The sequence below is a fragment of the Paenibacillus mucilaginosus 3016 genome, assembly GCF_000250655.1.
GTDB lineage: Bacteria > Bacillota > Bacilli > Paenibacillales > NBRC-103111 > Paenibacillus_G > Paenibacillus_G mucilaginosus.
This window is the reverse complement of sequence record NC_016935.1, coordinates 5,363,182-5,375,033: the sequence shown is the minus strand read 5'-3', so window position 1 is coordinate 5,375,033 and position 11,852 is coordinate 5,363,182. Positions and strand designations below refer to the sequence as shown.

Annotated in this window: 11 protein-coding genes; 8 read left to right on the top strand and 3 right to left on the bottom strand. The window is 57.6% G+C overall.

Annotation, left to right across the window (positions count from 1 at the left end; all coding sequences use genetic code 11):
• Positions 1–65: 65 nt before the first annotated feature.
• Positions 66–287, bottom strand: coding sequence for an alpha/beta-type small acid-soluble spore protein (locus tag PM3016_RS22135; RefSeq protein ID WP_013918776.1), 222 nt, complete (start codon positions 285–287; stop codon positions 66–68).
• A gap of 92 nt (positions 288–379) precedes the next feature.
• On the bottom strand, positions 380–931 hold the full coding sequence (locus tag PM3016_RS22130) for an RsfA family transcriptional regulator (RefSeq protein WP_013918775.1): 552 nt from the start codon (positions 929–931) through the stop codon (positions 380–382).
• A gap of 261 nt (positions 932–1,192) precedes the next feature.
• Here PM3016_RS22130 and PM3016_RS22125 point away from each other — a divergent pair, with 261 nt between their 5' ends.
• The 3 genes from PM3016_RS22125 to PM3016_RS38235 all read left to right on the top strand — a co-directional run bounded on the left by PM3016_RS22125 (position 1,193) and on the right by PM3016_RS38235 (position 2,289).
• On the top strand, positions 1,193–1,510 hold the full coding sequence (locus tag PM3016_RS22125; protein WP_014371006.1) for a hypothetical protein: 318 nt from the start codon (positions 1,193–1,195) through the stop codon (positions 1,508–1,510).
• Between the two features lie 180 nt (positions 1,511–1,690).
• Positions 1,691–2,035, top strand: coding sequence for a hypothetical protein (locus PM3016_RS22120; RefSeq protein ID WP_014371005.1), 345 nt, complete (start codon positions 1,691–1,693; stop codon positions 2,033–2,035).
• A gap of 95 nt (positions 2,036–2,130) precedes the next feature.
• Positions 2,131–2,289, top strand: a complete 159-nt coding sequence (locus PM3016_RS38235) for a hypothetical protein (RefSeq protein WP_013918771.1) — start codon at positions 2,131–2,133, stop codon at positions 2,287–2,289.
• A 99-nt stretch (positions 2,290–2,388) separates the two neighbouring features.
• Here PM3016_RS38235 and PM3016_RS22115 read toward each other — a convergent pair whose 3' ends face one another.
• Positions 2,389–3,357: a hypothetical protein gene (locus PM3016_RS22115; protein ID WP_013918770.1), complete on the bottom strand. Its 969-nt coding sequence runs from the start codon at positions 3,355–3,357 to the stop codon at positions 2,389–2,391.
• A gap of 420 nt (positions 3,358–3,777) precedes the next feature.
• Here PM3016_RS22115 and PM3016_RS22110 point away from each other — a divergent pair, with 420 nt between their 5' ends.
• The 5 genes from PM3016_RS22110 to PM3016_RS22090 all read left to right on the top strand — a co-directional run bounded on the left by PM3016_RS22110 (position 3,778) and on the right by PM3016_RS22090 (position 11,624).
• Positions 3,778–4,293 (top strand): hypothetical protein, encoded by a 516-nt coding sequence (locus tag PM3016_RS22110; protein ID WP_014371004.1) that lies wholly within the window; start codon positions 3,778–3,780, stop codon positions 4,291–4,293.
• A 68-nt stretch (positions 4,294–4,361) separates the two neighbouring features.
• The gene (locus tag PM3016_RS22105; RefSeq protein ID WP_014371003.1) at positions 4,362–6,194 is read left to right on the top strand and encodes a UbiD family decarboxylase; all 1,833 of its coding nucleotides are present in this window, start codon (positions 4,362–4,364) and stop codon (positions 6,192–6,194) included.
• Positions 6,195–6,324: 130 nt separating this feature from the next.
• Complete coding sequence (locus PM3016_RS22100; RefSeq protein ID WP_041619210.1) at positions 6,325–7,488, top strand: family 8 glycosyl hydrolase; 1,164 nt, start codon at positions 6,325–6,327, stop codon at positions 7,486–7,488.
• A gap of 148 nt (positions 7,489–7,636) precedes the next feature.
• The gene (locus tag PM3016_RS22095; protein ID WP_014371001.1) at positions 7,637–8,797 is read left to right on the top strand and encodes a serine hydrolase domain-containing protein; all 1,161 of its coding nucleotides are present in this window, start codon (positions 7,637–7,639) and stop codon (positions 8,795–8,797) included.
• A gap of 265 nt (positions 8,798–9,062) precedes the next feature.
• Positions 9,063–11,624 (top strand): LamG-like jellyroll fold domain-containing protein, encoded by a 2,562-nt coding sequence (locus PM3016_RS22090; RefSeq protein ID WP_014371000.1) that lies wholly within the window; start codon positions 9,063–9,065, stop codon positions 11,622–11,624.
• Positions 11,625–11,852: the final 228 nt, after the last annotated feature.

Below are 11,852 nucleotides of genomic sequence, written 5' to 3'. Positions count from 1 at the left end.
AAGTCCTTTTTCGTTCAGGTAAGTATATAGTGAACCGGCTCGAGAGGCCTGCAGGACTCCTCCGACTAACGGAAAGAGCGGCCGCTGAGCTGCTGCTCGGCAATCTGCACGAGGCGGCGGGTAATGTGTCCCCCGATCGCACCCGTGTCGCGGGTTGCCATGTAACCGTAGTAACCGTCCTGCGGGATTTGAATACCTAATTCCTGGGCGACCTCATACTTCAGCTGATCCAATGCCTGTTGAGCTTGCTGAACGACCAAGGTGTTGCTGTTTCTTCTGTTAGCCATGTATATCATCCCTTTCGTTGAGGTGTAAAGCTAGTATGTCATCGTCTTTGATATCGTATTCATGCGAATCTTCATTTCTTTGAAAAACATCCTCACGAAATCTGGGACTGCTCAAAATTGTCCGTGAGCAGCCCGGAGAGTCTCGCTCTCTCCAGCAGCTTCAGCATTTTCTTGAAGTCCTCGGTCAATGTGGAATCCGCCGGGCCTCCGGTTCCAGCGAGCATCAGCTGCTCTTCCAGCTCGTGTATCCGCCGGTTCTTGGCGTCGAGCTCATCTTCCATCTCCTTCAGCTGTCTGACCAGCTCATCACTGCGGATGAGATAGGCACGGATCTGTTCGATGACCGTGTCGGCGCGCTCCAGGCTCCAGCCGCCCGGCTGGGTCCTTGCGAGCCGGATCGGCCGCGGATGCTTCGCCTGCTTCATGGCTTTGCGGTCCAGCTTCGCCTGCTTGATCGCGGCCAGGTAGCTGTGGCGGACCACGGCGTTCCAGCGGAACCCGCAGGCTGCGGCCGTGCGTGCCAATCGCTCCCCAACCTCTTCGAAGGCGGCGAGCTGCGTACTTCCGCTGCGGATATGCTCCAGGATCACCTCGGCGAGGAGGCTGTCCTCTTGAGGCTTCCAACAATCCTTGCGTTCATTCATGTTAACACCCCATGTCGAAAGTATATTTACATGTATGTCCATTTCCTATGGGAGAATATACGGGTCTATGATTATGGATCTATGGAACGGGTTCTAGAGGCAGGCCGAGTTCAGGGATGGGAAGGGCTTGGGAGGCAGGAGAGCAGACTCAGGGATGCATGATGTACGGCCATGGCGGACAGAGGGTGAAACCTGCTCCAGGGAAGATTCGTATGCTTTCGATAAAGCCATCATTGGCGGCTGGAAGGAAGGTAGAAGCGTATGGAAGAATTCGAAGGCGAAGCGGTAGGGGAGTTCTACGGAGAGGAACAGGGGGAGACGCAGGAAGAAAAAAAGGAAGAAGAGCAGGAAGCGAACCTGACGGACGCCCTGCTGCATACGGTCAGCGAAGTGCTGTCGTCCGGAGGGGAACTGATCGCCTCAGCTGCGGAAGGGTCGGTGAGTGCGGCCGGCTCACTCGCGGAAGGGACGTTGAAGACGGCGGGGGCGGCAGTCGATACGGTGGGTCAAGCGGCGGAGAAGGCACTGGACTCGGTCGGCGAGGTAGTCGGGGACCTGCTCGGGGGACTCTTCAGCTAGAGGAGGAGTTTGTGATGAAGCCCCTTATTTTTTCCTCCATAACCGCAAACCCTATAGTCAAAATTTCACAATTCCCGTATAATGTGTATGGTTCTAATGACCTATCCGGCGGCCGGTATGCACACTTGGCTGAGGAAGGGGGACTGATCGCAGAGAGAACAACGGGAGGATTCGATTCAAGTGAACGGAACGCCATCTACAGACCAGACCAGCACCTCAGCTCCGCTCGCTCCGCAGCAGAAAGGACGACCGGGTCATCCCGGCTTCTGGGACTACGTCCACCCCAGCGAAAGACCCATGACCGTCAAGGATTGGGTTATTACCCAGTTGATTCTGGCCCTGCCTGTCATCAATCTGGTTATGCTGTTCGTATGGGCTTTCGGCAAAACGTCCAATGTCAACCGGAGAAATTACTGCAGGGCGAGCCTATGGATGTTCTTGTTCGTCATGGTTCTCTATCTGCTGGCCCTTGTGGGGCTGCTGCTGTATTCAAACATCTCGCCCGGAGGAATCCGGTTCAGCTGAGGCAGAGGACGGATTCCTCCGGCGGCGGCCATGCATGGAAGAGGGAATCCCGGATAACCTAACCGGGTAAGATGGATACGACCAGGGGGGATTCCATGGAGCACCGCCAAGCGCAGACTACAGATGAACAGGCAGCCGTGCAGGCAGCCGAGACCGTTGACGCCAATATTGCAATGGACCAGGAATTTTATGAGGACGCCGAGTTCAACATGGAAGAGATCGATATGGCCCATGTCAAACGAAACGGCTCGTGAGATGCGTGGAAAGAGGATTGTCGTATGAAGCAGCCGGGACCCGGGGTCCCGGCTGTTTTGCATTCGGCGAGCGTTTGATGGGGAGAGGGTAAGAAAGGCTTATCGTTCCATGGATGACAGATAAGGCTGAAGCAGCTTCGCGATCTCATTGAACACAGCCGAGACCTCCTCATCGTCAGCGGTAGAAGCGTCATAGTCTTGTAGTTCTTCCACAAGGGCTGCCGAGCTAATTTCCTCGTCAACTGTCTCATCTCTATCGGCAGAGCTGTCCAGCTTCTGCAGCAGCTTGGCGAGGTCGGACAGGATGCTCATTTTCTGTTCTACGGTCAACTCGTCTACGCTGCTTTCGGTACCGCTGTCAAGAGGAGTTGAATGCTCAAGGCCGTTCTGCTGCTCCCAAGCGAACGGCGGCACAATCCCGCCCATGCCTCTCAGCATGGAGGGAATGCCGGTTGGGTCAGCCGGCGGTGGATGCGGCCGGTCCACTTCCGGACGCGGCGGACGCAATTCGGCGAGCATTCCCATAATGTCATCGAACGCCGCGGCGACCTCTTCGTCCGTCGCTTCGGAGAGATTCCATCCGCTGAGCTCCGCTTGCAGACCCGCCAGCGGAGACACGGCATCCGCTTCGGTTGAAGACTCATCCGCAAGCGCCGAAGACAGGTCATTCAGTCTGCTCTTCATCTCCGTCAGGAGGGAGCGTTGCTCTTCTACTGTGAGTTCCGTGTATGTATCGTCTGTCTCGACCAGCAGTGCTCCGTTCAATATCCATGGCGGCGGAGGAGCCATGCGGTTCATCGACACCTGCAGCTTTTGTTCCGACGTCAGCTCCTCCGAGTCTGCAGTGTAGGTGCTTGCGGCGGCAGGTGTACCATCGGCGTATCCCGCCAGATACGCGGACATCTCGGCGCTGAGCTCGAAGGAATCGATCGCCCGGTCCTGCGGCTTGGCGGCCTGATCGGCGGATCGCTGATGGCGGTGAACATGAGGCTGTCCCTCAACGGACTGGGTTTGATCGCTCGAAACCGTGGTTGTGGAATAGGTGGTGCGGGAAATGGACATGGACATGGTCAGTTCTCCTCTCGATTTTGAAGCCTGGTGGAATATTCCACTGCTGTCTTCATCGGAAGCGAAACTGAATGCGGACTGAATGCCGGCTGAATCGTGGCTGAATGTTTTGGCGGATGGACAAGTGAGCGGGAGGCGGGCGCAAGAGGGTTTCCGCCATGTAAGCGATCGAGTATGATGGAAGTGAATCCATGGATTCTTCGCATGGCATGCGGTACTTGGTAGGAAGAAGCATACCAATACTCCCCAAAAACGCCGCTCTCCTTGGGAGGCAATGATCAGCTGTTTAGCCTGATGGCCGAAAGTACCGGACTCCCCTCTTTGCTGCCTGGGAAAGCTCCTGGGGGAGAGTAAAGTGCAGATGGAATCCGGCAGTCCTGATCCTAACTTTAATGTACAGTAGAGAAAGAGGTATAATGTATGAGTGAATTCAGTGCGAGCTATCATTTGAGAACAAACGACCGGGAGGCAGCGGCTGCACTGCTTCAGGATTCCGGGAATCACGGTTTTATTTTTCCGGTAGAAAACGGATGGGTAAGCTTCGTAGTGACTGGACCGCCTTTTGACATTAACGACGAAGTCATCAACTGGAATCCCGGCATTCTATTGCATTACATTTATGCGGAAGACCATGGGTGGGAGCTCAAAATCTGGAGCAAGGACGAGCTGGTTTTCGATTATCAATGTGATTGGACCGATGAGCTTCGCATTGAAAAAAACAAGTTCGATCCTTATCTCTTGCGAGAGCTGATTATACAACAAGGGAACTCCGCAGATGATATGGAAGCCGTTTTTGACCTCAAGCAGCATTATGCCATACTTGGTAACGAGCCGCCTCCCTACGTTCTTGCACAGAGGCTTGGCCTGACACACTATGAATGGATTTCGTCAGACTATGTCGACGGGGAACGATATCCGGAGGCCATACAGGTTTAAGAATCAGGTTTATGAAAAGATCCAACCGCCATACATACCATACTTCTTTGTTAGGAGCCCGTTCACTTATGTACCGGAATTTAGAAGAATGCATCATCGATTTGGAACAAAACGGCCACTTGGTCCGGATCAAGGAGGAAGTCGACCCTTATCTGGAGATGGCCGCGATCCATCTGAAAGTCTATGAAGCGGGCGGTCCTGCGCTGCTGTTCGAGAAGGTCAAAGGGTCGAAGTTCCGCGCGGTTTCGAACCTGTTCGGCACGGTGGAGCGCAGCAAGTTTATTTTTCGCCATACGTGGGAAGCGGCGAAGAATATCGTCGCGCTGCGCAGCGATCCGATGCAGGCGCTGAAGCACCCGCTGAAGCATACCGGCACCGGGCTGGCGGCGCTGAAGGCGCTGCCGATGAAGACCTCGGGAGGCCCGGCGGCCCTGCAGGAGATCCGCATCTCGGATCTGCCGCTGATCCAGCATTGGCCGATGGACGGCGGAGCGTTCATCACGCTGCCGCAGGTGTATTCGGAGGATCCGGACAAGCCGGGGATCATGAACTCGAACCTGGGCATGTACCGTGTGCAGCTCAGCGGCAACGAATATGAGCTGGACCAGGAGATCGGCCTGCATTATCAGATTCACCGCGGGATCGGCGTACACCAGTCCAAGGCGGTCAAGAAGGGCGAGCCGCTCAAGGTCAGCATCTTCGTCGGCGGACCGCCGGCCCATACGCTGTCGGCCGTCATGCCGCTGCCGGAAGGACTCAGCGAGATGACCTTCGCCGGACTGCTGGCCGGCCGGCGCTTCCGCTACAGCTACGTTGACGGCTACTGCATTAGCAACGATGCCGATTTCGTCATCACCGGTGAGATTTATCCGGGCCAGACGAAGCCGGAAGGGCCGTTCGGTGACCATCTCGGCTACTACAGCCTGACGCATGAGTTCCCGCTGATGCGGATCCACAAGGTCTTTGCCAAGCCGAATGCGGTCTGGCCGTTCACGGTCGTCGGCCGTCCGCCGCAGGAGGATACGTCCTTCGGCGAGCTGATCCACGAGCTGACGGGCGACGCGATCTCGCAGGAGATCCCCGGCGTCCGTGAAGTCCATGCCGTGGACGCGGCCGGCGTGCATCCGCTGCTGTTCGCGATCGGAAGCGAGCGCTACACGCCGTACCAGCAGGTGAAGCAGCCGACCGAGCTGCTGACGCTCGCGAACCGGATTCTCGGGACAGGGCAGCTCAGCCTGGCGAAGTATTTGTTCATTACCGCCGAAGAGGAGCAGCCGCTCGACTCGCACAAGGAAGCGGAGTTTCTCGCCTACATCCTCGAGCGCATAGACCTGCGGCGGGACCTGCATTTTTATACGAATACGACCATCGATACGCTGGACTACTCCGGGATGGGGCTGAACTACGGCAGCAAAGTGGTCATCGCCGCCTACGGGGACAAGAAGCGGGAGTTGTGCCGGGAGGTGCCGGATGGGTTCAGGGACCTGCGCGACTTCGGACATCCCGAGCTCGTGATGCCGGGCGTGGTGGCCCTGCAGGGGCCAGCGTTCCACAGCTACGAGGACGCAGGGCAGCAGCTTGAGGCGCTGACGGCCGAACTGGCGGCGAGGGGGGCGGCGGAGGGCTGCCCGATGATCATCCTGTGCGACGACAGCGCCTTCCTGCGTGCGGACCTGAGCAACTTCTTGTGGGTGACCTTCACGCGGAGCAATCCGTCGCATGATATCTACGGCGTGAACAGTGAGGTGCGGTACAAGCACTGGGGCTGCGACAGCCTGATCATCGACGCCCGGACGAAGCCGCACCAGGCGCCTCCGCTGATTCCCGATCCGGATGTCGAGAAGAACATCGGGCGTTTCTTTGCCCAAGGAGGGAGTCTTGCCGGAGTGAAGCTGCGGTAAGCATCTTTTGGACATTCAAGGACCTATAGTTTGTTAAGGATTAGCTTTAGTTTGCTCTCTATCCGCCCGGCCCTCCGCTTGCTAAGATGACTCTTGAAGCGTTTTCAATCTTTCTAGAGAGAGTGAGCTGATGGAGATGACCATACAGCAGGCAAGCAGAGGAGCATTCTACACCGGGGAGTACCGCAATGTATTCAGGGAGTGCGGTTATACGGAAGAGGAGATCGCAGGCCGAGTCCGCCAGGCGTGGCAGGATATCTTCTTCGGGGATGAAAACACCCGGATCTATTTCGAGTCAGGCGCCGATGAAGCGTATATGCTCGATACGGGCAACCTCGACGTCCGGACGGAAGGCATGTCCTACGGCATGATGATGGCCGTGCAGCTGGACCAAAAAGAGGTCTTCGACCGCCTCTGGAAATGGTCCAAAACGCATATGTACATGACCGAAGGCCTGCATGCCGGCTACTTCGCCTGGTCCTGCAGCCCGGACGGTTCGAAGCGGGCCTATGGTCCGGCGCCGGACGGGGAGGAGTTCTTCGCAATGGCGCTGTTCTTCGCATCGCACCGCTGGGGCGACGGTCCGGAGCCGTTCAACTACAGCGAGCAGGCGCGGGAGCTGCTGCATACGTGCCTGCACCGAGGCGAGGATGGGGAAGGGTATCCGATGTGGAACCCGGACAACAAGCTCATCAAGTTCATCCCGGAGTGCGAGTATTCCGACCCGTCGTACCATCTGCCGCACTTCTACGAGCTGTTCGCCCTGTGGGCGAATGAGGAGGACCGGGCCTTCTGGAAGGAAGCGGCTGCGGCCAGCCGGCAGTACCTGCACGTCGCTCTGCACCCGGTTACCGGGCTGGCACCGGAGTATGCCCACTATGACGGCACCCCCAACGATGAGCGGGGCTACGGCCATTTCTTCAGCGATTCGTACCGGGTGGCGGCCAATCTCGGCCTTGATTATGAATGGTTCCGGGCGGACGAGTGGCAGGTGGGCGCGGCGGAGCGGATTCAGGCGTTCTTCGCGGACAAATCACCGGAGGACTACCGGAGATACACGATCGCAGGCGAACCGTTCGAGGAGAAATCCCTGCATCCGGTCGGCCTGATCGCGACCAATGCGATGGCTTCGCTCGCCGCGGCCGGACCTGCGGCGAGGCAGATGGTCGAGCTGTTCTGGAACACCCCGGTGCGCACCGGAGAGCGACGGTATTACGATAACTGTCTGTACCTGTTCAGCCTGCTCGCGCTCAGCGGAGAGTACCGGATTTGGGCTCCTGCCGCCGCGGAGTGAACTCCCGGAGCTGGACGCGGCTGACCCCCTGCCTTCGAGGCAGGGTTTCTTTTTTCTCAGGAAGGCACCTTCAGAAAAAGGAATAAGCCGCCCGGGCAGCGAAGCTTTGTTAAGCAAACATACAAAGATAACGTAGGAGGATCAGCCCGTGAAACGAATGAACCGTCTGACCGAACTGATGCAAGGCTTCGTGGAGAAGGGGCCGGCCGGATGTGCCTGCTCCGTATCCAAGGAGGGGGAGCTGCTCTACCAGGACTATGCCGGCTACGCGAATCTGGAGCGCCGGGAGCCCATCACGGAGGACACCGTGTACCGGATCTTCTCGATGACCAAGGTCGTCACCTGCGCCGCGGCGCTCATCCTGTATGAGCGGGGCCGCTTTCTGCTGAACGACCCGCTCCATGAGTATTTGCCCGACTTCAAGAATCCGCAGGTGTTCGTGCCGGACTCGTTGGAAGCGCTGTCCACCGTGGAGGCCAAGCGGCCGATCCGGGTCAAAGACCTGTTCGCGATGACCTCCGGCCTGACCTACGGGGGAGAGCGGACCGAGACGGAGCGCCGGGTGAAGCAGTGGCTGGAGGGGAGCCGGCAGCGTGCCGAGAAGCTCGATGCCCGCTCGCTCTCCCGGGCCCTGGCGGCGATCCCGCTGGCCTTCGAGCCCGGCACCCGCTGGCAGTACGGCTTCAGCCACGACGTGCTGGGGGCGCTCATCGAGGTGATCTCCGGCCGGACGCTGGGACAGTTCATGCAGGAGGAGATCTTTGGGCCCCTGGGCATGAAGGATACGTCCTTTAAGCTCACGGCTGAGACGCAGGGAAGATTGTGCACCCATTACAACCGGGCGGAGGACGGTACGCTCACTCCCAGCACGCAGTTTGATGAGCCGTACGGGCCGGACAGCCGCTTCGAGAGCGGCGGGGCGGGCCTGCTGTCGACGATCGGAGACTACTCGCGGTTTGCCCAGATGCTCGCGCTGGGTGGCGAGTGGAACGGGGAGCGAATCCTGAGTTCCGGCACGGTCCGCCTGATGGCCGCCAACCAGCTCAGCCCGGTGCAGCTGCAGGATTACAACTGGTCTTACCTCGAGGGCTTCGGTTACGGACTCGGCGTAAGGACCTTGATGGATCCCGAGGCAGCAGGCAGCAACGCCTCCGTCGGCGAATTCGGATGGAGCGGGCTTGCGGGCACCTGGGTGATGATCGACCCGAAGGAAAAGCTGTCCGCGGTGTACATGCAGCAGATGCTGCCGAACTTCGAAGCGGTGCATCAGCCGCGGCTGCGGAATGTAATCTATGGAGCGCTGCAGTAAGGCAGCAGGCGAACGGTCTTCTCCCGTCAGGGGAGGGGGCCGTTTTTATTTTATAAAAATGATTAGCATAAACATGAAACTTACGCTTGATCTCTTATTTTATTTATATTATCATTAACTTGTTTACAAAAGCATGAATAAATTTGGCAATTGTAAGCGGTTAATGAAGAAGGATAACGTACATAGGGGGGATGCGGTAAGAAATGAAACGATCTGTCTTTAAAGCGTTTTCAATACCGTTGACCAAGAGAGAGGAGATCAAGGAATGACGACAAAATGGATTCGGCGCATGGGCCTTGGAATGGCAGCGCTGACACTGCTGGCACCCGGTACGGTGCTCGGCCAGGATGCGGCGGGAGTTTCCGTCCAGAACAGCAACAAGCCAGGCCAGGATGTACAGGGGACACCGCCGGTGTTCCAGAATGTTTCGGTACACGATCCGTCCGTGGTGAAGGATGGGGATACGTTCTATGTCTTCGGCTCCCACATTGAGGCGGCCAAGTCCAAGGATCTGCTGAACTGGACCCGCTTTACGAACGGCTATGCGACTCCGAACAATGTGATTTTCGGGGACCTGTCCAAGAATCTGGCCGGTTCGTTCGCCTGGGCCGGCGAGAATGATTCCGACAGCAAGGGCGGCTTCTCCGTATGGGCACCCGATGTGTTCTGGAATCCGAACTATGTGAACAGCGACGGCACCAAGGGTGCGTATATGATGTACTACTGCACCTCCTCGACCTGGAAGCGCTCCGCGATCGGGTATGCGGTATCCCAGACCATTGAAGGCCCCTACACTTATGTGGATACCATTATGTATTCCGGGTTTACCGGCAATGATGCCTATGATAATAACAGCCAGATCAACACCAAGTACACGAACACCAACATCCAGACGCTGATTGACAAAGGAACCTTGAGCGGTCCGAACGAGAAATGGTTCAAGACCAGCGGTGAATACAACACCAACGAAGAGGGCGGCTTCCCGAATGCAATCGATCCGGCGCTGTTCCACGATAAGGACGGCAAGCTGTGGATGTCCTACGGCTCCTGGTCCGGCGGGATATTCCTGCTGGAGATCGACAAGGAGACGGGCAGAGCGATCTACCCGGGCCAAGACGGCAAGACGGCCGCCGGCAACCCGATTGACCGTTACTTCGGGATCAAGATTGCTGGCGGCTTCGGCAAATCCGGTGAAGGCCCTTATATCGTCTACAACAAGAATAACGGCTACTATTACTTGTATGTGACCTACGGATGGCTTGGCGCGGACGGCGGCTACAACATGCGCCAGTTCCGATCCAAGAGCCCTGAGGGTCCCTATGTCGATGCCGACGGCCAGAACGCCGTGCTGCCGGGCGATGTCGACCATTCCCCGATCGGCAACAAGCTCGTTAGCAACTTCCTGTTCGAGCGTAAAGTCGGCGATCCGGGTACGGGCATCGGCTTCGGTTACGTATCGCCGGGCCACAATTCGGTTTACTTCGATGCGGAGACAGGACAGCAGTTCCTTGTGTTCCACTCCCGCTTCCCGCAGACCGGAGAAGCGCATGAGCTTCGCGTCCACCCGATGTACATGAACAAGGACGGCTGGCCGGTGGTGGCGCCTTACCGCTACACCGGCGAGAAGCTGGAGAAGCTGAACCGCCAGGATCTCATCGGGGAGTACAAGTTCATCAACCATGGACAAACCTACTCCGGCAGCATCACCAAGTCCTCCTTCATCAAGCTGAACAAGAACAACACGATCTCGGGCGACGTGAAGGGCACATGGAACAAAACGGGCCATAACGAGGCTGTATTGACCATCGACGGCGAAACGTACAACGGCGTATTCGTACGGCAGTGGGATCCGACTTCCGAGCGGTATGTGAATACCTTTACCGCATTGTCTTCGAACGGCGTATCGGTCTGGGGCAGCCAGCTGCAGGACAAGTCGGACGCACAAGTGGTAGAGGATGTGTACAACGATCTCCAGCTTGGCGACACGAGCAAGGTGATTGCCAACCTGTCTCTGCCTGCGGAAGGCACCCGTCATGCGCAGATCAGCTGGACGACTTCCGATCCGGCCGTGATTACGGAGACGGGTGTTGTGAACCGTCCGGAGGATGGCTCGGCTCCGCTGAAGGCCACCCTGACGGCAGTGATCACCAAGGGCGGTGTATCGAAGACGAAGACGTTTGACATTACCGTACTGCCTTACCAGGATGCCGACCTCAAGGCCCACTACTCCTTCGAGGACGGTCTGAAAGATGCGGCAGGCGGATTCGCAGCGGGCACGGTTACAGGCAGCCGCATCGATAACACGAACGGCAGCATTACGTTTGCGGAAGGCAAAGTCGGCGAGGCGGCGGTGTTCAACGGCGCTTCGGGCGTACGCCTGCCGAGCGGCCTGATCAAGGGAAGCCAGTACTCCGTATCGCTGTGGCTCAAGCCGGAGCAGCTGACGCCGTTCACGACAACGTTCTTCGGCGCCAAAGATACGAACAACTGGGTCAGTCTCGTGCCAAGCGGTCCGGCAGCCAACAACACGATGGTCTGGTCCGGCAGCGGAACGTGGTACGACGCGCCGGCCGGCCTCACGATTCCGGTAGGCGAGTGGACGCATGTGGCGTTCTCCGTGGATAACGGGACGATCATCGTCTACGTGAATGGAGAAGCGAAGTTCACGGGTTCGAACTTCCCGAATATCTTCACGACGACGGATGCCAGCTTCAGCCTCGGCGTCAACTGGTGGGATACGCCGTTCAAGGGTCTGATGGACGATGTGCGCGTGTACCAAGGCGCGCTGTCTCCGACGCAGCTGGCCGATCTGGCACAGGGGAAGTAAGGGTTAGATAGATGTGAGATGCACCTCTTGGCAGCGTGGAGGGGGCCTTCGGGTTCCCTGCATGGCCAAGAGGTGTATTTTATTTGCAGCATGGCTCCCTGATTCATGATCAACAAATCCCAAGGACGGGCTGCTCCGGCAGTCCGTTCTTTTTTAATTTCGAGCCATCCGAAATTTCGTATACTTGATCTGAAAAATGAGCCCTATCCATTAATTGACTATTCGATT

What these genes read in the sequence shown, in the direction of transcription:
- PM3016_RS22090 (WP_014371000.1), top strand. Translation starts at nt 9,063, where the DNA reads ATGACGACAAAATGGATTCGGCGCATGGGCCTTGGAATGGCAGCGCTG.
- PM3016_RS22110 (WP_014371004.1), top strand. Translation starts at nt 3,778, where the DNA reads ATGAGTGAATTCAGTGCGAGCTATCATTTGAGAACAAACGACCGGGAG.
- PM3016_RS38235 (WP_013918771.1), top strand. Translation starts at nt 2,131, where the DNA reads ATGGAGCACCGCCAAGCGCAGACTACAGATGAACAGGCAGCCGTGCAG.
- PM3016_RS22130 (WP_013918775.1), bottom strand. Translation starts at nt 931, where the DNA reads ATGAATGAACGCAAGGATTGTTGGAAGCCTCAAGAGGACAGCCTCCTC.
- PM3016_RS22100 (WP_041619210.1), top strand. Translation starts at nt 6,325, where the DNA reads ATGGAGATGACCATACAGCAGGCAAGCAGAGGAGCATTCTACACCGGG.
- PM3016_RS22135 (WP_013918776.1), bottom strand. Translation starts at nt 287, where the DNA reads ATGGCTAACAGAAGAAACAGCAACACCTTGGTCGTTCAGCAAGCTCAA.
- PM3016_RS22125 (WP_014371006.1), top strand. Translation starts at nt 1,193, where the DNA reads ATGGAAGAATTCGAAGGCGAAGCGGTAGGGGAGTTCTACGGAGAGGAA.
- PM3016_RS22105 (WP_014371003.1), top strand. Translation starts at nt 4,362, where the DNA reads ATGTACCGGAATTTAGAAGAATGCATCATCGATTTGGAACAAAACGGC.
- PM3016_RS22115 (WP_013918770.1), bottom strand. Translation starts at nt 3,357, where the DNA reads ATGTCCATGTCCATTTCCCGCACCACCTATTCCACAACCACGGTTTCG.